The organism is Chelativorans sp. AA-79 (assembly GCF_029457495.1).
Classification (GTDB): Bacteria; Pseudomonadota; Alphaproteobacteria; order Rhizobiales; family Rhizobiaceae; genus Chelativorans.
Map to the genome: position 1 here is coordinate 1,846,301 of NZ_CP120361.1, position 23,795 is coordinate 1,870,095.

At 65.2% G+C, this 23,795-nt stretch carries 24 protein-coding genes; 15 read left to right on the forward strand and 9 right to left on the reverse strand.

Annotation, left to right across the window (positions count from 1 at the left end; translation table 11 throughout):
- Positions 1-52: 52 nt before the first annotated feature.
- The 4 genes from PVE73_RS08940 to PVE73_RS08955 all read left to right on the forward strand — a co-directional run bounded on the left by PVE73_RS08940 (position 53) and on the right by PVE73_RS08955 (position 4,545).
- Complete coding sequence (locus PVE73_RS08940; protein WP_277367394.1) at positions 53-937, forward strand: iron chelate uptake ABC transporter family permease subunit; 885 nt, start codon at positions 53-55, stop codon at positions 935-937.
- A complete protein-coding gene (locus PVE73_RS08945) occupies positions 934-1,692 on the forward strand; it encodes an ABC transporter ATP-binding protein (protein WP_277366597.1) in 759 nt (252 codons plus the stop codon). Before PVE73_RS08940 ends, PVE73_RS08945 begins: the two co-directional genes overlap by 4 nt.
- Before the next feature lie 17 nt (positions 1,693-1,709).
- Positions 1,710-2,594, forward strand: coding sequence for an alpha/beta hydrolase-fold protein (locus PVE73_RS08950; RefSeq protein ID WP_277366598.1), 885 nt, complete (start codon positions 1,710-1,712; stop codon positions 2,592-2,594).
- Positions 2,595-2,769: 175 nt separating this feature from the next.
- On the forward strand, positions 2,770-4,545 hold the full coding sequence (locus PVE73_RS08955; protein WP_277366599.1) for a hypothetical protein: 1,776 nt from the start codon (positions 2,770-2,772) through the stop codon (positions 4,543-4,545).
- Between the two features lie 38 nt (positions 4,546-4,583).
- Here PVE73_RS08955 and PVE73_RS08960 read toward each other — a convergent pair whose 3' ends face one another.
- The 5 genes from PVE73_RS08960 to PVE73_RS08980 form a co-directional block, all read right to left on the reverse strand.
- Entirely contained in the window at positions 4,584-5,006 is a 423-nt protein-coding gene (locus tag PVE73_RS08960) for a RidA family protein (RefSeq protein ID WP_277366600.1), read from the reverse strand.
- 84 nt (positions 5,007-5,090) lie between these two features.
- Positions 5,091-6,713 carry a hydantoinase B/oxoprolinase family protein gene (locus PVE73_RS08965; protein ID WP_277366601.1) on the reverse strand — a complete coding sequence of 541 codons (1,623 nt, stop codon included), beginning with the start codon at positions 6,711-6,713 and terminating at the stop codon, positions 5,091-5,093.
- A gap of 2 nt (positions 6,714-6,715) precedes the next feature.
- Complete coding sequence (locus PVE73_RS08970; protein WP_277366602.1) at positions 6,716-8,764, reverse strand: hydantoinase/oxoprolinase family protein; 2,049 nt, start codon at positions 8,762-8,764, stop codon at positions 6,716-6,718.
- A gap of 6 nt (positions 8,765-8,770) precedes the next feature.
- Positions 8,771-10,117 (reverse strand): FAD-binding oxidoreductase, encoded by a 1,347-nt coding sequence (locus tag PVE73_RS08975; RefSeq protein ID WP_277366603.1) that lies wholly within the window; start codon positions 10,115-10,117, stop codon positions 8,771-8,773.
- Positions 10,118-10,163: 46 nt separating this feature from the next.
- Positions 10,164-10,877 (reverse strand): SDR family NAD(P)-dependent oxidoreductase, encoded by a 714-nt coding sequence (locus PVE73_RS08980; protein ID WP_277366604.1) that lies wholly within the window; start codon positions 10,875-10,877, stop codon positions 10,164-10,166.
- A gap of 360 nt (positions 10,878-11,237) precedes the next feature.
- Between PVE73_RS08980 and PVE73_RS08985 the strand changes: the two genes are divergently transcribed.
- Genes PVE73_RS08985 through PVE73_RS09000 form a run of 4 tightly spaced genes read left to right on the forward strand, consistent with a single transcriptional unit; the run spans position 11,238 to position 15,086 of the window.
- Positions 11,238-12,254 carry a TRAP transporter substrate-binding protein gene (locus PVE73_RS08985; protein ID WP_277366605.1) on the forward strand — a complete coding sequence of 339 codons (1,017 nt, stop codon included), beginning with the start codon at positions 11,238-11,240 and terminating at the stop codon, positions 12,252-12,254.
- Entirely contained in the window at positions 12,247-12,840 is a 594-nt protein-coding gene (locus PVE73_RS08990) for a TRAP transporter small permease subunit (RefSeq protein WP_277366606.1), read from the forward strand. The genes PVE73_RS08985 and PVE73_RS08990 overlap by 8 nt, the downstream gene beginning before the upstream one ends.
- A gap of 26 nt (positions 12,841-12,866) precedes the next feature.
- Positions 12,867-14,180 carry a TRAP transporter large permease subunit gene (locus tag PVE73_RS08995; protein WP_277366607.1) on the forward strand — a complete coding sequence of 438 codons (1,314 nt, stop codon included), beginning with the start codon at positions 12,867-12,869 and terminating at the stop codon, positions 14,178-14,180.
- Between the two features lie 51 nt (positions 14,181-14,231).
- A complete protein-coding gene (locus PVE73_RS09000; protein ID WP_277366608.1) occupies positions 14,232-15,086 on the forward strand; it encodes a DeoR/GlpR family DNA-binding transcription regulator in 855 nt (284 codons plus the stop codon).
- A gap of 166 nt (positions 15,087-15,252) precedes the next feature.
- On the opposite strand, the gene PVE73_RS09005 is transcribed toward PVE73_RS09000, so the two are convergent.
- The 3 genes from PVE73_RS09005 to PVE73_RS09015 form a co-directional block, all read right to left on the reverse strand.
- Positions 15,253-16,198, reverse strand: a protein-coding gene (locus PVE73_RS09005; protein ID WP_246249038.1) for an IS630 family transposase whose coding sequence is annotated in 2 segments (ribosomal slippage) — positions 15,253-15,859 and positions 15,858-16,198 — 948 coding nt in all. Because the reading frame shifts where the segments join, the coding sequence is not laid out codon by codon here.
- Between the two features lie 205 nt (positions 16,199-16,403).
- The gene (gene arsK, locus PVE73_RS09010; RefSeq protein WP_277366609.1) at positions 16,404-17,630 is read right to left on the reverse strand and encodes an arsenite efflux MFS transporter ArsK; all 1,227 of its coding nucleotides are present in this window, start codon (positions 17,628-17,630) and stop codon (positions 16,404-16,406) included.
- Positions 17,631-17,656: 26 nt separating this feature from the next.
- A complete protein-coding gene (locus tag PVE73_RS09015) occupies positions 17,657-18,172 on the reverse strand; it encodes a DUF6428 family protein (RefSeq protein ID WP_277366610.1) in 516 nt (171 codons plus the stop codon).
- Between the two features lie 40 nt (positions 18,173-18,212).
- On the opposite strand from PVE73_RS09015, the gene PVE73_RS09020 reads away from it, so the two are divergent.
- The 6 genes from PVE73_RS09020 (at position 18,213) to PVE73_RS09045 (ending at position 21,709) form a co-directional block, all read left to right on the forward strand.
- Positions 18,213-18,584, forward strand: a complete 372-nt coding sequence (locus PVE73_RS09020; RefSeq protein WP_277366611.1) for a metalloregulator ArsR/SmtB family transcription factor — start codon at positions 18,213-18,215, stop codon at positions 18,582-18,584.
- 64 nt (positions 18,585-18,648) lie between these two features.
- Positions 18,649-19,323 carry an HAD family hydrolase gene (locus PVE73_RS09025; protein ID WP_277366612.1) on the forward strand — a complete coding sequence of 225 codons (675 nt, stop codon included), beginning with the start codon at positions 18,649-18,651 and terminating at the stop codon, positions 19,321-19,323.
- A gap of 240 nt (positions 19,324-19,563) precedes the next feature.
- Complete coding sequence (gene minC, locus PVE73_RS09030; RefSeq protein ID WP_277366613.1) at positions 19,564-20,316, forward strand: septum site-determining protein MinC; 753 nt, start codon at positions 19,564-19,566, stop codon at positions 20,314-20,316.
- Positions 20,317-20,348: 32 nt separating this feature from the next.
- On the forward strand, positions 20,349-21,164 hold the full coding sequence (minD, locus tag PVE73_RS09035) for a septum site-determining protein MinD (protein WP_277366614.1): 816 nt from the start codon (positions 20,349-20,351) through the stop codon (positions 21,162-21,164).
- A complete protein-coding gene (gene minE, locus PVE73_RS09040) occupies positions 21,161-21,424 on the forward strand; it encodes a cell division topological specificity factor MinE (protein ID WP_277366615.1) in 264 nt (87 codons plus the stop codon). Before minD ends, minE begins: the two co-directional genes overlap by 4 nt.
- Before the next feature lie 66 nt (positions 21,425-21,490).
- Positions 21,491-21,709, forward strand: coding sequence for a hypothetical protein (locus tag PVE73_RS09045; protein ID WP_277366616.1), 219 nt, complete (start codon positions 21,491-21,493; stop codon positions 21,707-21,709).
- Positions 21,710-21,779: 70 nt separating this feature from the next.
- Here PVE73_RS09045 and PVE73_RS09050 read toward each other — a convergent pair whose 3' ends face one another.
- Positions 21,780-22,664: a LysR substrate-binding domain-containing protein gene (locus PVE73_RS09050; RefSeq protein ID WP_277366617.1), complete on the reverse strand. Its 885-nt coding sequence runs from the start codon at positions 22,662-22,664 to the stop codon at positions 21,780-21,782.
- Between the two features lie 120 nt (positions 22,665-22,784).
- On the opposite strand from PVE73_RS09050, the gene PVE73_RS09055 reads away from it, so the two are divergent.
- Positions 22,785-23,726, forward strand: coding sequence for a choline ABC transporter substrate-binding protein (locus PVE73_RS09055; RefSeq protein WP_277366618.1), 942 nt, complete (start codon positions 22,785-22,787; stop codon positions 23,724-23,726).
- Positions 23,727-23,795: the final 69 nt, after the last annotated feature.

The following is a 23,795-nucleotide window of genomic DNA, read 5'->3' on the forward strand; positions in this document are numbered from 1 at the left end:
GGCGGTGCTGGCCGTCCTGGCCGCCTGTGCGGCGTTGGCGGTCGCGGCCTTCATGACGGTCGGGGCGAGAGGCAACTGGGATTTCGTGCTGCCCTTCCGGAGCGGAAAGCTGATCGCGCTTCTTCTCGTTGCCTATGCCGTCGCGGTCTCCACCGTGCTGTTCCAGACGGTCACGGGAAACCGGATTCTGACACCCTCTATCATGGGCTTCGACGCGCTCTTCGCGCTGATCCAGACCTGGCTCGTCTTCTTCGTCGGCGCGGCGCGCGTGTCGGCCATCGACCCGCATCTGCTGTTCGCGTTCGAGGCGATGGTGATGATCGGTTTTTGCCTTGTGCTCTACCGCTGGCTGTTTTCCGGTGGTGCGCGCAGCCTGCACCTCCTGCTCCTCGTCGGCATCATCTTCGGCGTGCTCTTCCGCAGCCTTTCGAATTTTCTCCAGCGCATCATCGATCCCAACGAATTCGTCGTCCTTCAGGACAGGCTTTTTGCGAGCTTCAACACGGTGGACACCGGCCTGGTCGGCTTTGCGCTCGCCATCGTCGCGGCGACAAGCGTGGTCGGCTGGCGCATGCGCCATGTCTTCGACGTGCTGGCACTCGGGCGGGAGAGCGCGATCAATCTCGGCGTCGAGCACAGGCGGGCCGTGACCGTGATCCTCGTCCTGGTGGCCGTCCTCGTCTCGATCTCGACGGCGCTGGTCGGGCCGGTGACCTTCTTCGGCCTGCTCGTCGCCAATCTCGCCTACCAGCTCATGCCGACGCACCGGCATGCCTGGCTGCTGCCGACCGCCACGCTCATCGCGGTCATATGCCTGGTGGGCGGCCAGGTCGTCCTGGAACATGTCTTCGGCTTCGACACCGCGCTCAGTATCATCATCGAGTTCGTGGGGGGAATTGTCTTCATCCTGCTCGTCTTGAAGGGGGCCGCGCGATGATCGAGATCGACGATCTTGTCAAAACCTATGACGGAACCGTCGTCGTGAACGGCGTTTCGCTGCAGATCGCGGCGAAGGGCGTCACGGCGATCATCGGCCCAAACGGGGCCGGGAAATCGACCCTGCTTTCGATGGTCAGCCGCCTGATCGCCATGGACCGCGGAAGCGTGAAGGTGGACGGGCTCGACGTGACGAAGGCGCCCGGCGATGTTCTCGCCCGCCGCCTCTCCGTTCTGCGCCAGGAAAATCATATCGCCTCGCGTCTCACCGTGCGCGATCTCGTCGCCTTCGGCCGCTATCCCTATTCCAAGGGACGCCCGACCGTGGAGGACGCCCGCCATGTCGACGAGGCACTCGGTTTCCTCGAATTGTGCGAGCTTGCGGATCGTTTTCTGGACGAACTCTCGGGCGGCCAGCGCCAGCGCGCCTTCGTGGCGATGGTGCTGTGTCAGGACACCGACTACATGCTTTTCGACGAGCCGCTGAACAATCTCGATATCCGGCATGCCGTCTCCATGATGGGCCTGCTGCGCCGGGCCGCGCGCGAACTCGGCAAAACCGTCGTCGTCGTCCTGCACGACGTCAACGCCGCCTCCTGCTACTCCGACCATATCATCGTCATGAAGGATGGGCGGATCGCCGCGCAGGGGGCGCCGGAGACGATCATCGAACCTTCGGTTCTCACCGCGATCTATCAGGTACCCATCAAGGTCCACGAGATCGACGGGCAACGGATCGCCACCTATTTCCGCTGATTTTCCGGGGAACCGAGATGCACTTCCCAAACCGACGGATGCTCATCGCCGCCATGTCGCTTTCCTTCATCCCTTCAGCCGGTTCGCAGCCCGTCATTCCCGAAACGAGCCTGGCCATTTTCGACGCGCCGCCATCGACACACAGGCTCGACAGGTTCTTCGTCACCGGAAACGGCGGGAGGCGCTATCAGGTCTTTCGTGCGCTGCCGACGGGGGTGCCGCCCGCCGGAGGTTTTCCCGTCCTCTATATGCTCGACGGCAACGGCGCTTTCGACTCCCTCACTCAGGCCCTGTTGCAAAGCATGCCCCAACTCGCCGTGATCGGTATCGGCTACGACACCACGCTCAGATACGCCGTCGAGGAGCGCTCGCTGGACTACACGCCGCCGGAAGGCAGCGATGGCCCGACACCCGATCCGGACCGGCCCGGACGCATGATCGGCGGCGCGCCGGACTTCCTGGATTTCCTTACCGGTGACCTTCGGCGCGCAGCGGAACGCGGCATCGCGGTCGATCCATCGCGCAGGTTCATCTGGGGCCACTCGTATGGGGGGCTCTTCGCCCTCTTCGCCCTGTTCGCGCAGCCGTCCGCGTTTCACGGTTATGCCGCCATCAGCCCTTCCGTCTGGCGGAGCGCGGGTGCGTTGCGGAGAAGGCTCGACGACGTGCGGTGGCCGGACGGTCCGCGCCTTCGCCTGCTGGTTGCGTTGGGGGTTAGCGAAAGGCGGTCCGGCGGCGCTCCCCTCGGGCCGGCCGCGAACACCATGGCGCTGGTGGACCGCCTGGACGAGGTGCCGTCCCTTGCCATGCAAGTCGAGGTGCTGAAGGGGCTCGGGCACGGCGCCACATTCGCGGCCTCGTTGCCCACCACCCTGGACTGGATCAAGGGCGAGGGGCCGTAGGTGCTGCAGCTGAAGTCCCGGCGTACAGGACGATGCTTTTGGGCTTTCGCGGCAGCGCGATCTCGATAATGTACCGCGAAACCTATCCTTCCGGAGAAGCGGGGCATCCATGCGAGACGGAGACATTGCACCTGGGGCGAGCGCCCGGACCGGGCGGTTCCGGTGCGCAGCCGTGATGGCCTGGATCGTCGCGCTTGCCGCAACGGCGCTTTTCCTCCCGGCAGCAAACGCCGATGCCTCGGCGGATTGCCGGGTGCTGGAGGCGAATGCGACGGAGCAGTTCCAGGCGGACACCGCGGGCGCCGATCTCGTCTGGATGGTGGACGGCGTTCCCGGAGGAGCGCCGGAGATCGGAATGATCAGCGACCGCGGGCTCTATACCGCCCCGGCGAATATGGGTGCGGAACTGGACGTGACGGTGACGGCCGCCTCGGCCAGCGATCCTTCCGCAGCGACCCACTGGAGCGTGTGCAACAGGGCTTTCGACCGGCCGGGGAACGCCTATCACGTAGCCATCGACGGATCGGATGCCGGCGATGGGACGGCCCAGGCGCCATGGCGCACGATCCAGCATGCGGTCGATCATGTCGAGCCCGGCGATACGGTTCTCGTGCATGGGGGCATCTACAACGAGACCGTGACGATCACGCGGTCAGGCTCCGCCGAAGGCGGATACATCACGCTGATGGAGGCGCCGGGCGAAAACGCGGTCATCGACGGGGCCGGACTGGTCGATCAGCCCTATGGGAGGCGCGGGCTGATCACGCTCTCCAATGTCGGTTACGTCCGGGTGAAGGACTTCGAGATCCGCAACTACAAGTCGGATTCCGAATTCATCGTGATCGGCGTTCTCGTCAGCGGTGCGGGCGAGCGCATCGAGATAAGAAACAATGTCATCCACCGCATCGAGGCCAACAACCTGCCCGCCAGGGGCAATGCCAACGGGCTCGGGATCGCCGTCTACGGCACGGAGGCCGAACCCCTGCGGAATGTGATCGTCGACGGGAACGAGCTCTACGGCCTTAGGACGGGCACCGGAGAGTCGCTGACGGTCGGCGGCAATGTCGAGGGCTGGCAGGTCACGAACAACAGCGTGCACGACAACAATTTCATCGGCATCGATGCGATCGGCTATTACCACACCGGCACCGAGTCCGACCGGGCCCGCCGCGGATGGATCGCCGGAAACACCGTCTACAACCTCTCGACCGCCGGCAACCGGGGGCTCACCTACATCGCCGCCGCGATCGGAATCTATATCGACGGCGGGCGGGACATTACGGTCGAGCGCAACCTTGTGGAGGGAAACGACGGCGGCATCTGGATCCTCAGCGAGCATCCCGGCAAGGCCACGAGCAATGTGATCGTCCGCGACAACGTGGTGCGCTTCAACCGGGATGCCGGCATTCTGGTAGGCGGCTACCATCCGACCCGGTCTGGCGGGGCGGACAATTGCACCATCGTCAACAACACGCTCTTCGAGAACAACACCCGCGATGCGCCCGGCATCCATTCGGGCGAACTGCAGATCGGCAGCAATGCCACGAATATCCGCTTCCAGAACAACATCCTGCACGCGGGCAGGAAGGGCTACGTCATCACCAAATTCTCCGAGGACCGTTCGGATTCGGTGAGGATCGGGCACAATCTCTATTTCTCCTCCGCCGGGGGCGACCAAACGCGCTGGTTCTGGGAAGGTCGGAACTTCTACAATGAGGGCAGGCCGGGAGATGACTTCAAAGCCTTCCGGTCCGTCAGCGGCGATACCGGCAGCATGGTCGCCGATCCCGGCTTCGTGGATCCGGAGACGGGGGACTTTCGGCTGCGCGCCGATTCACCGGCCCGCGACAGCGGGTTCATGGGGCCGGGCATTGGCGTGCGGGACGGTGCCGTGAAACCGAGGGTGCAGGCGCCGAAGGTGGATCGCGGCGCCCATGAAGGCGCCGAATAGCAGGGCGGGGCCGCCGCAGCGGCCCCCGCGCATTTGCATCAAAGCTGCACCTGGATGCGCTCCTGCTCGGCCTTTCCGGCGCCCTTATAGGCCGTGACCTCGATCTCCACCTTGAAATCGGGCGCGCCGAGCGGCGCGCAGGTCACGGTGCTCGCCGGGTCGATGCCACGGAATCTCTCGCCGACAAAGGCCATCACAGACGCGGCATCCTCGCGATAGGGGATGACCACGCGCGAGCGGACCACGTCCGCCAGCGTGGCGCCTACCGAGGCCAGCGCACCCTCGATGTTGGCGAAACACTGCTTCGCCTGCTCGACGGCATCCGTCGACATCTCGCGGGTCTTGTAGTTGCGGCCGGCGGTGTTGGAGACGTGAACCCAGTTGTCGACCATCACGACGCGCGAGTAGCTCTCCTTCTCCTCGAATATGCTGCCGGACTTCACTTTCACGACCTTGCTCATCGTTCATCCTTTCAGAGCGGTTGGGACAAAAAGGGGTCCGTCCGCCGGGCCCGGCGGGAGAGGACCGGTTGGAAATGACGGGCGTCAGACGGCCATGCGGTAGATCGCTTCGGCCGTGCGGGCGTCAATGCGGTCCTCGGCCAGGTCACGGGCGATCGCCTCCCGCGCCCGCTTCTCCGGCGCGCCGTAACCGCCGCCGCCGGGTGTGACGATCTCCACGATCTGTCCCGGCATGAGCGCCACGGTGCCCTTGAAGTCCTCGCGGCCGTCGCCGAAGTCGAAGGCCGAGGGCAATCCTGCCCCTCCGCCGGCGAGGCCCCACGGGCGGGAATGGACACGCGAGCCCTCGACGCTCAGCCGGCATTCCGCCTCGGCGCGGTAGACGCGCCGCAGGCCCATGCCACCGCGATGCGTACCGGCGCCGCCGGAGCCGTTCACCAGCTCATAGCGCAGGAGCGTGAGCGGATATTCGAGCTCGAGCGCCTCGACGGGAAGGTTCGAGGTGTTGGTCATGTGGACATGCACGCCGCTCAGGCCGTCCTTGGTCGGCCGCGCGCCGGCGCCACCGCCGATCGTCTCCAGATAGACCCAGAGACTGCCGTCGGGGCGCGTGCCGGTAAAAAGTGCGCCGGTGCAGCAGCCATTGCCGGCCGCCGCAACCTTGTCGGGCAGGGCCTGGGCGAGAGCGCCCTGCACGAGGTCGGCCACGCGCTGGCAAGCGGCTATGCGGCCGTCGACGGCGGCCGGATGCTTGCAGTTGAGGATCGAACCCAGCGGCGCTTCGACCGTGATCGGCCGCGCGAGGCCGGCATTGGGGAGCACGGTCGGGTCGATCACCGCCTTCACGGCGTAATAGCAGGTGGCGAGCAGCGCGGTGTAGATGATGTTGAGGCCGGCAGCCACCTGCGGCGGCGCGTCGAAGGCAAGATGCATGCGGTCGCCGGTAACGGTGATGTCCACCTTCAGCTCCATCTCGCCGTCGAACTGGGTGCTGTCGAAACGGTCGGTGAAGCTGTAGGCCCGGTCGGGAATGGCGGCGATGCCGGCGCGCATCTTGCGCTCGGCATAATCCTGCAGCGCATCGCCCGCGGCGAGCACCCGGTCCGCGCCATATTTGGCGCAGAGCGCCTGCATGCGCTTCACGCAGAGCCCATTGGCCGACATCTGCGCGCGCAGGTCCGACAGACGCTCGTGCGGCACCTGGCAATTGAGCAGGAAAAGGTCCTGGATGTCCTTCTGCAGCTCGCCGCGGCGATAGAGCCTGACGGGCGGGATGCGCAGGCCCTCCTGGTAGATATGGGCATGGCCACGGTCGGCGAAATCGGCATGGTGGGCAGTGTTCACGGCCCAGGCGATCAGCCGGTCCTCGAAGAAGATGGGTTCGGCAAGCACGATGTCGGGCAGGTGGGTGGCGCCGCCCTCATAGGCATCGTTGCCGATGAAGACGTCGCCAGGCTGGATGTCCTCGCGGGCATAGCGCTGGCCGATATGCGGCAGGATGCCGATGAAGCTGCCCAGATGCATGGGGATGTGCTCCGCCTGGCAGAGCGTGTTGCCGCGCCAGTCGAAGAGGGCGGTGGAGCAGTCGCGCCGCTCCTTGATGTTGGTGGAAAAGCTCGCCCGCACCAGCGCTTCGCCCATTTCCTCGACGATCGAGGCGAGCGCGCTGCCGATGACTTCCACGGTGATCGGATCGACCTCGGTCATGGTCACACCTTCAGGATGAGGTTCAGATAGGGGTCAACGGCAGCGCTCATGCCGGGAAGCACGACCGTGGTCGTGTCCATCTGTTCGACGATCGCCGGGCCGTCGATACGGTTGCCGGATTTGAGGCGGTCGCGCTGGTACACGGGACAGACGACGAAGGCGCCGGCCTCGGGGAAATAGACTTCGCGCTCCGCGATCACCGCCTGCGATGCGTCGGGTCCGGCATCGGGGAGGGGGGCGAACTCGGCCTTCTTCACCAATCCCGCCGCCTCCACCCGCAGCGTGACGATCTGCACCGGGGCGCCCTCGGCGGCGAAGCCGAAGCGCTGGCGATGGGCTTCCGCGAAGCCTTCCGCGAGGCGCTCGAAGGTGCCGGCGTCGACCGTACCGGCCGGTACGGGCACCGAAAGTTCGTAGTTCTGGCCGACATAGCGCATATCGGCGGTGCGGGTGATGCGGCGCCGGTCCGGAGGCGTGCGTTCCGCCTCGAACCATTCTACCGCTTGGCGTTCGAGCGTTGCGAACCCCTCCGCCACCGCCGGAAGCGATTCCGGCAAAAGCTCCATCAGCCGGCTCACGGCGAAATCGGCGCGCAGGTCGGTGAGCAGCAGGCCGAGCGCGCACAGCGTGCCCGGCGTGCGCGGCACGATCACATGGGAGATGTCGAGCTCCTTCGCGAGCCGCGCGGCGTGCAGCGGGCCGGCGCCGCCGAAGGCCATCAGCGCATAGTCGCGCGGGTCGTGCCCGCGCTGCACGCTGATGACGCGGATGGCTTTCGCCATATTGGCGGTCACCACGGAGATGATGCCCTGTGCCGTTTCCATGAGATCGAGGCCGAGTTTGTCCGCCAGTCTCTGCACGGCGGCGACGGCGAGCTCGCGCTCCACCTTCATGCGGCCACCGAGGATCTCGACGGGGTTGAGCGTCTGGAGCACGACGTTGGCATCGGTCACCGTCGGTTCGGTGGCGCCGCGGCCGTAGCAGACGGGTCCGGGATCGGCGCCGGCGCTCTGCGGGCCGACTTTCAGCAGCCCGCCGCTGTCCACATGGGCAATCGAGCCGCCGCCTGCGCCCACGGTGTGGATGTCGAGCATCGGCGCCTTGATGGGATAGCCGTGGACGCTCGCCTCGCCGGTGAGCTTGCAGACGCCGCCCTGCAGCAATGCCACGTCGGAGCTGGTGCCGCCGACATCGAAGGTGATGATGTTCTCGAAGCCCGCCATGCGGCCGATCGCCTGGGCGGCTACCACGCCAGTGCTCGGGCCGGACAGCACCGTGCGCACCGGAAGTTCGGCGGCAGCCTCGAAGCCGATGACACCGCCATTCGATTGGGTGAGTTGCGGCGCGACGGCAACCCCCAACTCGGCCAGGCGCTTTTGCAGGCGCCGGATATAGCGCTGCATCACGGGGCCGAGATAGGCGTTCACCACCGTGGTGGAGAGCCGTTCGTATTCGCGGAACTCGGGCGCGACGGCATGGGAGGCGCTCACGAAAGCCTCCGGCAACTCCTCGGCCACGATGCGGCGCGCGAGCACCTCATGCTCGGTGTTGAGGAAACCGTAGAGGAAGCAGATGGCGATCGCCTTCACGTCGTTCCGGGCCAGAAGGCGTGCGGCCTCGCGCACGGCATTCTCGTCGAGCGGGACATCGACGCTGCCGTCGCTCTTGAGCCGCTCCGGCACTTCGCGGCGCAGGTCCCGGCTTACCAGGATCTCCGGCTTGTCGGCGTTCATGTCGTAGAGGCTCGGCCGTTTCTGCCTGCCGATCTCCAGGAGGTCGCGGAAGCCGTCGGTGACGATCAGGCCGGTCTTCACGCCGCGCAGTTCGATCAGCGCGTTGGTCGCCACCGTCGTCCCGTGGCCCAGGAAGCTGATGTCGGCCGCCTTGGCGCCGACCTCGGCCAGCGCCTCTTCGGCGCCGTTGGCGATGCCGCGCGACGGATCATCCGGGGTGGAGGGAACCTTCCAGATCTCGAGGCGGCCCGTTTCCTCATCGAAGAGGCAGAGATCGGTGAATGTGCCACCGGAATCGACGCCAATTCTCCACGCCATGTTTCTTCACCCTCCGGTCTGTCTCGCGAGCACGCGTTCGGCAGTTTTTCTGGCTTTTGCGAAACGGTCAAAGCGGAAAGGCTGCGGGTCCACACAGGGCGTGCGCCCGAGCACGAGGTCGGCCATGAGGCGCCCGGCGCCCGGCCCGATGCCGAAACCGTGGCCGGAAAAGCCGCTTGCAAGATAAAGGCCGGGCAGGGCGGCGACGGGGCCGATGACGGGAACGGCATCCGGCGTGACATCGATGATGCCCGACCAGCTATAGGTGATCCTCGCCTCCGTGAAGGCGGGGAAGGCCTTGACGAGATTGGCGAGCCCCTTGCGGTTGAAGTGCTCGATCGGTACGGGATCGAGGACACGCACCCGCTCGAACGGACTTTCCTTCTCGAGCGACCAGCGGCGTGGCGTCTGCCATTCCTCGATGAACCGGCTGCCGACGCGCAGCTTCAATTCGCGCCACTGCTTGACGAGCGAGGGGATGAAATCGGCGAAGAGCCGGAAACTGTCGGGTACTATCGGCGCGATGTTGGCGTTGCGCATGGCGACCGAAAAGCCGCCGTCGAGACGCCTGCGGAAGGAGAAGTTGGAAGCGCCCACCGGCATGTCCGGCACGCCGTCGGCTGCACTTACACGGGCCACGGAGCCGATGATCTTCAGTTGCGGGAAGTCGATGCCGAGATTGCCGAGGAAGAGGCGCGACCAGGCGCCGCCGGCGAGCACCACGGCGTCGCAGGCGATCGGTCCCTTCTCGGTGACCACCCAGCCCGGCTTTCCCGCCTTCATCTCGATCCCGCGGACCGCACAGTCGGTGAGGATGTGCGCGCCGGCTTTCTGGGCCGCACGGGCGATGGCCGGGGCGGCCTTGGACGGTTCTGCCCTGCCGTCGCTCGCCGTGTGCAAGCCACCCTCGAATCGGCCGGCCAGGCCGGGCAGGAGACCGGGAAGCTCGGCGGAGGAAACCAGCCGCGAAGGAAGTTGCCATTGCCTGGCATGGGCGAGCCACGCTTCATACTCCGCCATGTCGCGGCGGCTTTCGCAGAGATAGGTGATTCCGGTCAGGCGGAAGCCTGTCTCGTCGCCGATGCGCTCGTTCATCGTCGACCAGAGCCGGACGCTTTCGAGCGCCAACGGGATCTCCTGTGGATCACGGCCCATCTGGCGCACCCAGCCCCAGTTGCGGCCCGACTGCTCGCCACCGATGCGGCCCTTCTCGCAGAGCGCGACCCTGAGACCGCCCTCGGTCAGGAAAAGGGCGGTGGAAACCCCAATGATCCCGCCGCCGATGATGACGACGTCCACTCTTTCGGGCAGGCGCTCGTGGCCTTGCACCTGGTCCAGGGGGAGGGAGGTCATCGCGGTGTCGTCTTCATCGAGATGTCTGCGCGCAGGCCCGTGGCGATCACAGCATGTCCTCGAGGCGGCAATTGACCAGGAGCTCGGCCACCGCGGCATTGTTGGGAAGCTCGATCGCCGTTCGCACCAGCTCCGCCATCGTCTCGGGCTGGATCATCTCCTCCGGCGTCACCTTGCTGGTGTAGGCGCTCATCTCCGTGCGCACGAAGCTCGGGCAGATGGCCGTGGCGCGGATGCCCTTCTCCCAGCCCACCTGGCGCGTGGTGTGGGTGAGACCCATGACCGCGAATTTCGTCATGTTGTAGCCGACGAAGCTGTTGCGCACGCGCTTTCCCGAAAGAGAGCCGATGTTGACGATGCGTCCTCTTCCCGTCGCCTCGAGGTGGGGCAGGCAGAGGCGCGTCATCCTCAGCGGCGCCTTGACGTTGACCGCCCAGAGCCGGTCGAGCGCCTCGTCGTTGTCTTCGGTGAGCTCGACTCTTTCGGCGAGACCGGCATTGTTGACCAGCGCATCGATGCGGCCGAAACGAGCGACGGTGGCATCCACCCAGTCGCTCGCCGTCTTTGGCTCGTACGCGTCGAACCGGCAGCACAGCACGCGTTCGGCATGCGCGCCGAAAGCGGCCTGCAGCGCATCCGTGTCGCGCGCGCCGAGGCTCAGCCGATAGCCGTGTTCGAGCAGATGCTCGGCGATCGCACGGCCGATGCCGCGATTGGCGCCTGAAATGACGACGACCGGCTGATCGTTTGTGGCGGACATCTTCTTCCCCTTCGCTAAACTGCGGTTCCCCATCTAGGCGCAACCAACCTCCGAGCAATGCTGCGACCATCGGAGACTGGCAATACGTGCGTGTATATGATCTTTTTTGAACGTTTTTGATAGATACTCAAGACCCTCTTCGCGATCAAGCCTAAAATCCCGGTGAAAAGAGGAGGGCAGCGGCTCGAAAGGAACTTTGTGACAGTTTTTCGACCGAATGATTGACATGTTGTGGTAGATTGCGCATCATCCGAATGCGGATCGCGCAGCTTGATGCAGATCCTGCCAATAAAAATGAACGTTTGCGGGAGAGTCCGGGACGTCGAAGAAGCAACGGCACCGTTCTAAGGGGAACCGGAGATGAAAATATCACGACGCACACTGCTGCAGATGGGTTCCGGCCTGGCCGCAGGCTCGGCTCTTGCCGGAATGGGCGGTACGGGCTTCGCCCAGACGCCGCAGCGCTGGGACATGGCCGACGAGTATGGGGAGAACGCCCTGACCGGAAAGGCGAGCCTCTACTTCATCGACGAGCTCAAGAAGCGCATCGGCGACGAATTGGACATCACCTATCACGGCGGCGGCGCGCTGGGTTACCGCTCGGTGGATCACTTCGATGCGGTCGAGGACGGCGCGGTCCCCCTGGCAGTCACGCTTGCCACCCAGCTCGGCGGCATCGACCCGCTGTTCGACCTCACCTCGCTGCCCTTCCTGGTGCCGACGCCGGACGAGGCGATGCGGCTGTGGCGGATCGCCAAGCCGGAATACGCCAGGATCTTCGACGAGCACAACATGGTGCTGCTTTGGGCCATGCCCAACCCGCCGAGCGGGATCCACGGCAAGAGGCCGATCGACGCGCCCGACGCATTGAAGGGCCTGCGCATCCGCACCTACGACGTGAACGGCACGCAGACGCTGGTCAATGCCGGCGCCGCTCCCTTGCAGATCAGCTGGTCCGATCTCGTGCCGCAGCTCTCGACGGGCGGCATCGACGCGGTGCTGAGCTCGGCCGATGGCGGCGTGCAGCTCAGCATCTGGGATTATCTGACGGACTTCACCGAGCTCAATTACGCCATGGGCCTCTTCATGGCACATGTGAACAAGGACGCCTACGAAAGCCTGTCCGACAGCGCGAAGCAGGCGATCCAGGAAGTCTCGGACCTGACGGACGAGTTCAACTGGAAGGCGATGGTGGCGACCATCGAGGACAGCTACGGTATCATGCGCGAACACGGCATGACCGTCACGCAGAACCCGCCGGCCGAGGTGTTCGATCACCTGAAGGCGGCAGGCGAGGGCGTTCATGCCGCCTGGGTGGAGCGTGTGGGAGACCGCGGCAAGGCCATTCTCGACGAATTCGAGAAGGGGCGTGCCTGACGTGAACGGGGGACGAGCGATGGCGGTGACGGAGCGGAGCGAAGTCGACCACCAGGCGCTCCGGATCGAACCGCGATGGGTCGGCTTCGTGGCCACGGTCTCCTCGGGGCTGAACAGGCTTGCCGCTCTCGCGGCCGCCTTCCTCCTCGTCCTGATGACCTGCCACATCCTCCTGGAGATCGTGCTGCGCTTCTTTTCGCGCTCCACCTATATGGCGGACGCGCTGGTGGGCTACGGCGTCGCGGCCATCACCTTCCTTGCCCTCGGTTGGGCGCTCGAGAATGGCAGCATGATCCGCGTCAGCGTGCTGACCCAGCGCATGCCGCGAAGGCTCGCCTGGTGCGCGGAGATGTTCGCGGTGCTCGCTACCGGCTGGCTCATGTGGTTTCTTGCGGGCTACCAATGGCGGTCGGTCTCGCGCGCTTTCACGCGCGGCACGGTGAGCGAGCACTACCTGCCGATCCCGCTCTGGATACCGGAATCCTTCTTCCTCATCGGGCTCCTCCTGATACTGCTTCATCTGGTCGTGCGCTTCCTCCGCCTGATCACTGTCGGGCTCACGGAGGAATCGAAGCTCGTCCTGTAACAGCTTAAACGGCAAAGGACTTTGCCATGACAGCCGTTTATTCCAGCGCCGTCCTGCTGGGCCTGGTCTTCCTCTTTCTCGGCGCCGGCGTCTGGATTTTCTCCGGCCTCATCCTGGTGGCCATCGGCTCGCTCTGGATGGTGCTGGACTTTCCGCTCGCGCGCATCGGGCCCATCGCGACACGGGTGATCTCGTCCAGCGCCGTTTCCTGGGAGCTCGCCTCCATTCCGATCTTCATCTGGATGGGCGACATCATCTTCCGCACGGACATCGCCCAACGGCTGTTTCTCGGCCTCGCGCCGCTGGTCAAGCGCATCCCCGGCGGCCTGCTGCACACCAATGTGCTGGGCTGCACGCTCTTTGCCGCCGTGAGCGGCTCCAGCAACGCGACCACGGCGACCGTCGGCAAGATCACCATCCCGCAGCTTCTGCAGCGCGGCTACGGCCATGACCTTGCGTCGGGGTCGCTGGCGGGGGCCGGCAGCTTCGGCCTCCTCATCCCGCCTTCCATCGCCATGATCGTCTATGGGGTTCTGGCCGAAACCTCGATTGCCCGCCTCTTCGCCGCAGGCATCCTGCCGGGGCTCATGATGGCGGGGCTCTATATGGGCTATATCGCAGCCGCCACGACGCTGCGCCCGGACCTTGCGCCGCGTGACGACACACCGGTTTCGATCAGGGAGATCGGCCATGGCCTGCTCAACCTGATCCCCATCGGAACCCTGATGTTCATCGTGCTCGGCTCGATCTATTCGGGGCTGGCGACGCCGTCGGAGGCCGCCGCGGTGGGGGTGTTCGCAGCGCTCGTCATCACCGTCGTGACGGGACAGTTCAGCCGGGAACTCTTCGTCTCCTCCTTGATGGCGACCATCCGCATCTCGGCCATGATCTGCATGCTGATCGCCGCCTCGGCGTTCCTGTCGGCGGCGATCGCCTATCTTCACCTGCCTTCCGCGATCTCGGCGGGGATCGCGGCCATGGATCTCTCGCCCTATATGCTGCTTCTCATCCTGGCGGGCTTCTACATCGTTCTCGGCATGTTCCTCGACGGGACCTCGATGACAGTGATGACCGTCCCGATCGCGCTTCCGCTTGTCATGCACGCGGGATACGATCCGGTCTGGTTCGGCATCTACCTGATCGTGATGATCGAGATGAGCGCGCTCACGCCGCCTGTGGGTCTCAATCTCTATATCCTCCAGGGACTCACCGGCGAGGATCTCGGCCGCACTGTGCGCGCGGCCCTTCCGTTCTTCCTGCTCCTGTGTCTGGGCACGGCCATCCTCGCGGTCTTCCCGCAAATCGCGCTTTGGCTTCCCGACCTATTGTTCGCGCGCTAGCGAAATGCGACATCTCGCGCAGACATCAGGCAGAGTCAGGAAGGAGACCGCGTGAGCGAGCACGGGCCGAACCAGACCCCGATGCAGGCCGAGGATATGCTGCCGGCGGAGAGGAGGCAGCGCTTGCAGGAGTGGTTCACGCAGAACCTGGCCGCGTCGAGCCAGGATCTCGCGCGCATTTTCAACACGTCCGTTTCCACCATACGCCGCGACCTCGATTATCTGGCATCCCAGGGCCTTGTCCGCCGCACCCATGGCGGCGCGGTGCGCATCCGGCGCCGGGCGACTTTCGAACCCACCACCGACGAGGCCCGCCAGACGGCGGTCGAGGAGAAGCGCGCCATCGCCGTGGAGGCGGCAAAGCGGCTGGAGCCGGAGCAGAGCATCCTGATCGACACGAGCTCCACCCTGCACCATTTCGCGCATGTGGTGGCGGGGCTTACCATCCCGCTCACCGTCGTCACCAATGATGTGCTGGTGGCGAGCCTCTTGAGCAACAAGGATCACATCCGCCTTATCGTGCCCGGCGGCTCCTGCCGGCACGGCGCCTATGCGCTGCTTGGCGAGCCCGGGCTCTCGTTCCTGAAGGATGTCCGCTGCGATCACTTCTTCCTGTGCTCGCAGGCGGTGGATTTCGACTGCGCTTCGGATACGGCCATCGAGCTCGTCCAGCTCAAGCGGGCGATGATCGATGCGGCGGAACGCACGACGCTTCTGGTCGACAGCTCGAAATTCTCCAGCCGCGCCATCTACAAGGTCGCATCGCTCGACAGGATCCATGAGATCATCACGGACGAGGGACTGGGCAGCGAAGAGCGGGAGCGCTACGAGGCCATGAGCGTGAAGATCACCTGCGCTCCCATGGGGGATGCGGTCTCTGCTGCATCCGACAGCATCGCCGGTTGAGCAGGCTCGGCCCACCGCTAGTGTCCGCCCTCTAGGCCTGCTTGCAAGATGCAAAAAAAGAGCCGGGCGTAGGCCCGGCTGAAATGAAGGTAAAAACCTCCAGAGGGGAACGCGCCGGAAAATGGGAGGAGATACCGGCGCAGCACTTACCTAGAGCACGTCCGGCTTAATCCGGGTCATATCCAGCAGCCCTGAAGTAGTTTGCGCATTCTGCGGGAGTGAACTGGTCGAGGAGTGCGCCAGCGGTATCCCAGAGCGCTTTGATGGTGCGCTCGGCTTTTGCCCGCAGGAGCGCTTTGAGCTTTGAGAAGGCATTCTCGATGGGGTTGAAGTCCGGGCTATAGGGCGGCAGGAACATGAGGGTTGCACCGGCTTGCTCGATCGCGTCGCGGACGCCTGCTGCCTTGTGTGCCGGCAAGTTGTCCATGATGACGACATCGCCGCGCCTCAGGGTGGGGACCAGGACCTGCTCGACATAAGCGAGGAAGACGGTGCCATTCATGGCGCCATCGTAGACGAAGGGCGCGGTCATGCCGGACAGGCGCAGTGCGCCGGTGAAGGTGGTGGTTTTCCAGTGCCCATGCGGCATGCCGGCTCGGCAGCGTTCGCCGCATGGCGCGCGACCCCGCAGGCGGGCCATCTTGGTGGACAGGCCGGTCTCATCGATGAAGACAAGCCTGGCAGGGTCGAGGTCGAGTTGGCCTTCGAACCAATCCTGCCGGCGCTTCAGGACATCAGGACGGTCCTGCTCCAATGCATGCGCGGACTTTTTTGAACGTCCAGCCCCGCCCGCGCAGCCAGGCGCTCAGGGCACTGCGGCCGATACACACGGAGCGCTCGGCTGCGAGCCGCTCGACCATCTCGTTCAGCGTCACGTCCTTGTTCGCCTCGATCATGGCAACAACGAACGTCTCGTGCGCATCCAGGCGTGAGCCCCGCGGCTTGCCCTGACGCCGCGCCGAGCGTTCCCCGTTCTCACGCGCCCGCCTGATCCAGACAATTGCCGTCGAAACGCCGACGCCAAACCGTGCCGCGACGGAGCGCGCCGAAGCGCCTGCCGCTGCAGCATCCAGAACCCGCATCCGAAGATCCTCACCGTAAGCTCGAGCCATCGCCATCTCCTGCAACGGCGACGGTGAATCATAAAACCCAATCCGTGTCATCAACGCTACGACTCGGAGTTCAACGGACGTGCTCTAGGTATGCCCTTCCCTCATTGCATGGTGCCATGGGCCCGGACCGGTTGGTCCAGATGAGAGTGCCCATATTTGCCGGCCATCTCCGGCCGTGCTGAGCGCGAAGGTCGGGATCCGCTCCTCAGGCTGTTCTGGGGGTCGGCGCCGGCAATGACGAGCGCGTCATGGCCGCGACCCCCGCAAACACCACCACCGGTATGATACCGATGGCTACGGCAATCCACAGCGTAAGCGGTACGCCGACCAAACCCATGACAACCGCCATTGCAAAGGGGGCGACCGCCGAGGCGACCTGACGCGCGGAGGACAGCCAGCCGAGCCGGGTACCGTACCGTTCCCGGCCGAACAGTTGCAGAGGCAACGACCCCGAAACGATGCTGGTGAGGCCCGAACCCAATCCGAACAGCAGGGCAAACAGTACAGCGCCGGGTATGGAAGGCGCCGTCAGAACGAGAACCGCCGTACCGAACGGCAGCAGGACGGCGGCGACGATGGCGAGAGACGTCGCCGGGAAATTCTTGCCGAAGACCATGTTGGTCAAGCGCGACAGCACCTGCGCCGGACCGAACACGCTGGTGATCAGCACCATGCCGCTTCCCAGCCCCAAGGTCGTCAGCAGCGGCACCATCTGCAGCGTGACGGCCGACATGAGAACGCCTTCGAATGCGAATGCCGCGAGAACCAAGGCGAATCCGAAGCTGCGCCGGCCCGGCGGGAGGCTGCCGGCAATCTCCTCACGGCGGCTGTCGTCCGTCCCGGCCCGCTCCGTTTCGAGCGCGGGTCGCGGAATCCTGCCGAGCCAAAAATGCAGGGGCGCGCAAACGAGGACGTTCATCGCGGCAAAGACCAGATAGACGGTGCGCCAGTCCATCCATGACAGCAAAGCGGCGGTGAGCGGCCAAAAGATCGTCGAGGCGAAACCGGCAATCAGGGTCAGATGTGTGATGCTTCTTTGCGCATCGCGGCCGCCCAACTGCACCAGTGCGGCAAAGGCGGCGGCATAGAGCACCAGGGTGGACGTCGCTTCCATGAAGATCAGCGCGAATGCGAAGAGATAGCCATTCGCCGCAACCCCCATCAAGACCAAGGCAAGACCGACCACAAGCGATCCCACCGTCATCGTGGGGGCTGCGCCCCATTTGTCGACCATGTGCCCGCTTAGCGGCGAAACAAGCCCGCCCGCCAGGAGGGCGATCGTGAGTGCCCCGAACGTCCATTCCGGGGTCCAGTCGAAGGTCGCGCCGATGGCAGGCGCCAGAACGCTGAAAGAATAATACAGCGTGCCGTAACCGATGATCTGGGTGAGGCCGAGCGCCCAAATGGCGCTGGCCGGGATGCGGCCCGTCATGAAGGCTTCCTTGTACGCGGACGCCCTCAGGCGCAGCATTTCCCCGAGGAGGCGGGCGCGCAGCAACTCGTGACCGTATCTTCGCGCGCCCTGTGACGTGGTTTGCAGATGGCGGGGCGAGGCGCAAGCTTGAGCACCGCGGCATCGCCTTCGAGCGCCACGCCGGCAACATCGAAGATCTGCATGGGTTCGTCCGGCCGGCTCACCTCGAACGTCATGCGCGCGCCCGCTTGAAGCTGAATCTGGCTGTCGACCTTGGCCAGGATGCCGCGGAACTTGCCGACCGACATGAAGGTCTGCCCTTCTTCCCTGGCCGGCATGTCCTCGACCTGCAGCACGGTTTCTTGCCAGGCATCCGGCCGCCCGCCACAATCGAGCGTGACGAAGGAGCCCGCCTTGACCTCTGTGACATGATAGCCCGGCTGAACACGCCGGCCGGCATAGTCGATGACGAGCGGTTTGCTGTCGTGCTCCGCCAGGGCAGCCAGGAGCTGATCGACGGACGTGTCGGCGGGAAAAACGGGGGTGGCGTGCCGGTTCATGATCGACTATCCTTATTTCAACGACTCATGAGATATTGAAATGAAACTCGACGAACATCAAGCCCTCGATGCATTTGCCGCGCTGTCTCAGGAAACTCGGCTGAGGATGGTCCGGGCGCTGGTCATTGCCGGGGAGCAGGGCATGCCCGCCGGTGCCGTCGGCGATGCGGTGGGGGCGTCTTCTTCAAGCGCATCGTTTCACCTGTCGCACCTGGAGCGGGCGGGGCTCGTCACGTCGCGTCGTGAGGCGCGTTCGATCATCTACACGGCCAACTATGACAGCCTGTCCGGATTGGTGGAATTCCTGATGCGGGATTGCTGCCAGGGACATCCCGAAGTCGTGGCCGGGGTCGCCAAGGCCGCAGAAGCTTGTTGCGCATCCGCGGGGCGGGGAGCGCGGGTGCGTCGCTGATGGGCTTGCCCGATGTCTCTCCCGGGCCATACTTTAGGTTAGACCGGCCGGAAGGAGCACCCCAATGCATATTGAGTCGGCATTCATCTTCGATCTCGACGGCACGCTCGTCGACAGCGTCTACCAGCACGTGCTCGCTTGGAAGGAGGCGCTCGATGCCGAGGGCATCGAACTCTCGATCTGGCGTATCCATCGCAGGATCGGCATGAGCGGCGGGCTCTTCACCAATCAGCTTCTCCGTGAGACCGGGCTCGAGATCAGCACGGCGCATGTGGAGCGATTGCGGCAAGGCCATGCGGAAGCCTACCGCCGCTATGCGGGGCAGGTCCGTCCGCTGCCGGGCGCGCGCGAACTGCTCGCCTGGCTGACGGATGCAGGGATCCCCTGGGCGATCGCCACCAGCGGGCGCATGGAGACGGCCGCGGTCAACATCGCCGCGCTCGGCGTCGATCCTGAGCGCGTGCCGGTCGTGACGCGCGACCAGGTCCGCTACGCCAAGCCCGATCCAGACCTCTTCGTTGCTGCCGCGGACAGGCTCGCGGTACCGATCGAGACCGCCGTGGTCGTGGGCGACAGCATCTGGGACATGCTGGCGGCGACGCGCTGCCGCTCCTTGGGCGTTGGCCTCCTGAGCGGAGGCTATGGCGCGGAGGAACTGCGCCAGTCAGGAGCGATCCGGGTCTACGAGGATCCCGCCGACCTTCTGGAGCACATCGACGAGGTGGGCGGCCGGCGCTAGGGCGAATCGCGCTCGGTCTGACGAATCGGGCAGGCAGGCGCCCCTTCGCGCCGCCCGGGCCAGCAGGCGTGCGAAGGGCGCTGACATCTCATCATTCGATTCCGTCTGAAAATCGCAGGAGGTCATGGGGCAGGGCGCTTGCCCGATATCCGGTCCCGGCATTTCCTCGCGGGCGGCACCCGAATTAACCATTCGTTAACCATCGTTCGAATAGACGTAAACAACAGAAAATTAACCAAGATGACCAAAGTGCTAACCGAAACCCGGCCAATCCGCCTCAAGGGGCGCTCCTTCCTCGCCCTCGTGCTCACGCCTGAACTGCCCTTCGACGGCTGGCTCGCGCGGCTCGACGATCTGGCCGCCCGCTCGGCGGGCTTTTTCCTGCGGCGTCCGGTCGTGCTCGATGTCGAGGGGCTTGAGGTCGACCGGACGCAACTGAAGGAGCTGATCGACCAGCTCGAAGCGCGCAGCGTGCGAATCATGGGCATCGAGGGCGCGCGTTCGTCGCTGCTGGGCGTCGACATGCCCCCGGCGATGGCGGGCGGTCGCCCGGCTCCGGATTTCGAGACGCCGGCAGCGGAGGAGGCGGTCGAGACGCCGCCCCGCGACGATGCCAAGCCCGCAGCTCCCGCGCGCGATCCCCAGCCGCAGATGGTCAGAGTGATGCCCTCCGTCATCATCAACCAGCCGGTGCGGTCCGGGCAGGCGGTGACCTTTCCGGAGGGCGACGTGACCATTATCGGGTCGGTGGCCTCGGGCGCGGAAATCGTCGCCGGCGGCTCGATCCATGTCTACGGGACGCTGCGCGGGCGGGCCATGGCGGGTACGATGGGCAACGCCTCGGCGCGCATCTTCTGCCGCAAGCTGGAGGCGGAGCTCGTTGCCATCGACGGCTACTACAAGACGGCCGAGGACATGGAATCCCGGCTTCGCGGCCGGGCCGTCCAGCTCTGGCTCGAAGACGATGCGATCATGGCGGAGACACTCATCTGAGCCGGCTGCCGGCCAGTAGACAGGAGAGGGAAATGGGAAAAGTTATCGTGGTCACATCGGGTAAGGGCGGCGTCGGCAAGACGACGTCCACCGCCGCGCTCGGTGCCGCACTGGCGCAAAGGGGCGAGAAGGCGGTCGTCGTCGATTTCGACGTCGGGCTGCGCAATCTCGACCTCGTGATGGGCGCCGAGCGGCGGGTCGTCTATGACCTTATCAACGTCATCCAGGGCGATGCCAAGCTCTCGCAGGCGCTGATCCGCGACAAGCGCCTGGAGACGCTGTACCTCCTGCCCGCCTCCCAGACCCGCGACAAGGACAATCTGACGGCGGAGGGCGTCGAGCGGGTGATCTCGGCGCTCAGGAAGTGCTTCGACTGGATCATATGCGACAGCCCGGCCGGCATCGAGCGGGGCGCGACGCTGGCGATGCGCCACGCCGACATCGCGGTCGTGGTGACGAATCCGGAGGTCTCTTCGGTGCGCGATTCTGACCGCATCATCGGCCTGCTCGACGCCAAAACGGCCAAGGCCGAGCGCGGGGAGCACATGGAGAAGCACCTGCTGCTCACCCGCTACGATCCCAGCCGGGCCGAGCGCGGCGACATGCTGAAGGTCGACGACGTGCTGGAAATCCTCTCCATTCCGCTGCTCGGCATCATTCCCGAGAGCATGGATGTCCTGCGCGCCTCCAATCTCGGTTCGCCGGTCACCCTTGCCGACAGCCGCAGCGCGCCGGCGCTCGCCTATCTCGACGCGGCACGGCGGCTCACGGGCGAGAGCGTACCGGTCACGGTGCCCGGCGAGAAGCGCGGCCTTTTCGGCAAGATATTCGGAAGGAGGGCAGCATGAACATCTTCCGCTTCTTCGGCAAGCAGGCCTCGGCGCCCATGGCGCGCGAGCGGCTGCAGGTGCTGCTCGCCCATGAACGGGCGTCGGCGGGGCACTCCGATCTGGTGGCGCTCCTGCGCGAGGAGATCCTCGCCGTCATCGCCAAGCACGTGCAGATCGACCGCGACAAGGTCAATGTAAAGATGGAGCGCGGCGAGCAGGTCTCCATGCTCGCGGTCGACATCGAAATACCGCTCCAGGCGGACATGCGCGCAGCCTGACGGCGCCCGTTTCTCGGAACATGGCCGCGATCCTCGCGGCCGCCGATCGGACACAAGGAGATGGTCATGACCCGGCTCGCACTTCTCGAACGGCTCAAGCAGCTCCAGCAGATGCCGAAATTCCACACGCGCGACATCACCACCGTCAGCGCGATGCTGTCCAACGAGGCCCTGGCCAAGCATGTGGAGCTTTGCGAGGAGGCTGTGGGCGCACCCGGCCGCCCCGCCTCGCGCGACGAACGATCGCCCGGCCATGAGAAGGGCGTTCCTTCGGGCCGTGCCTGAGACTGCTCTCCGGCCATATCTGCGTTAGCGTGCGGACATTTGGCCATGCCAGCCGCCGCTCCGGCGCCTTTCAGGCCTCCCCGAGCAGCCAGTCCGTCAAGGCCCGCGCCGCGCCGTCCGGCCTGTGCGACACCAGCCAGTAGCCGAAATCCCTGCGCTCGACCTCCGGGGCGACCGCGACCAGCGCGCCGGCGGCAAGGAAGGCGTCGACCAGGCCGATCCATCCGAGCGCGATTCCCTGTTCCGCAAGGGCCGCCTGGATCACGAAGCCGTAGGTGTTGAGCCCGAGATCGCCCTGCGCGGGCTCGCGCGTCACGCCGTGGGCGGCAAGCCAGGTCGTCCATGTGAGCCAGCGCGGCTTTCCCGCCGTCTCGAGATGGAGCAGCGGCGCTCTTGCGAGCGTGGCGGGCTCGTCGAACGGGCCGAACCGGGCCAGGAAGCCGGGCGTGCAGACCGGAACGACGCGCTCGGGCATCAGAAGCCGGGCGTGTTGCGGAAAATCGTCCCTCCCGCCGAAGAGCACGGCCGCATCGATATCCCCCTCCGATTCGTCCTCCAGGCTTTGCGAGGCCACAATGTGCACCTCCACCTGCGGGTGCAGCCGGCGGAAGTCGGCCACGCGCGGCATCAGCCAATAGGCGGCGAAGCCATAGTCGGTGAAGATGCGGATGGCCGGCGCCCGCGCCCTTCGGCGGATGTCGCGCGCGGCTTCGTCGATGCGCTCCAGCCCGGAATGGACGGCACGGTAAAGCGCTTCTCCAGGCTCCGAAAGCCGGCTGCCGCCCTGCGAACGGTGAAACAGCGCCACGCCGAGCTGCTCCTCGATGCGCCGGATCTGATAGGTCACCGCAGGTTGCGAGAGGCCCAGCTCTTGCGCGGCTTTCGTCAGGCTCCCCAGGCGCCCGACCGCATCGAAGATGCGCAGCCAGCCAACGTCCAGCGGTCTGTCATTCATAAATAGACTCTATGGCGATGATCGAAAATCAGCGGGTTTAAAGATAACCCCATATGCGGATTTAATGGAAGCGGCTCGGTACGCATCACTTGAATTACTTGAAAAAAGGGGAACTCCGCCATGACACACCGTTGCTTCCGCCTGGCAGCGGCCGCCTTCCTTATCGTCAGCGCTCCGGCGCTTGCCGCCGATCCCGAGAGCTGCGAGACCATACGCCTCTCCGATCCCGGCTGGACGGATATCAGCTCGACCAACGCGATCGCCTCCGTCCTGCTCGAAGGGCTGGGTTACGCGCCGGAGGTTCAGACCCTCTCCGTGCTCGTCGGATACCAATCGCTGAAGAACCAGGACATCGACGTCTTTCTCGGCAACTGGATGCCGGCGCAGCAGAAATTCGTCGACGAGCTCAACGAGGCCAATGCGGCCGAGGTGCTGGTCAAGAACCTCACCGGGGCGAAGTTCACGCTCGCGGTGCCCAATTACGTCGCCGAGATGGGGGTGCGCGACTTCAAGGATCTCGATGCCCATGCCGACGCCTTCGACAGCCAGATCTACGGCATCGAACCCGGCGCCCCTGCCAACGAGAACATCCAGCGCATGATCGAGGCCGACGATTTCGGCCTGGGCGACTGGAGCGTGGTGGAATCGAGCGAGACGGGGATGCTCTCCCAGGTGGCGCGCGCCGAAAGGGGGAAGGAGCCGATCGTGTTCCTGGCCTGGGCGCCGCACCCGATGAACCGGAATTTCGACATCACCTATCTCTCGGGAGGCGACGATTATTTCGGCCCGAATTTCGGTGGCGCGGAGGTGTTCACGCTGGCGCGGACCGGCTGGTCCGAGGAGTGTCCCAACGCCGCGCAGTTCTTCCGCAACCTCGTCTTCACCGTCGACATGGAGAACGAGATGATGGCCAAGATCCTGGACGAGGGGAAGAGGCCGGAAGCGGCTGCCGCCGAGTTCCTCAAGGCCAACCCCGATCTGCTGGAGCCGTGGCTCGCCGGTGTCACGACGCTCGAAGGCGAGCCAGGACTGCCGGCGGTAAAGGCCTCGCTCGGCCTTTAGAGCGGCAGGCGCAGATCGGTCCAGATGGCGCATTCTTCGCCGGCGCGGGCGGCTTTGGCCGCCCCGCAC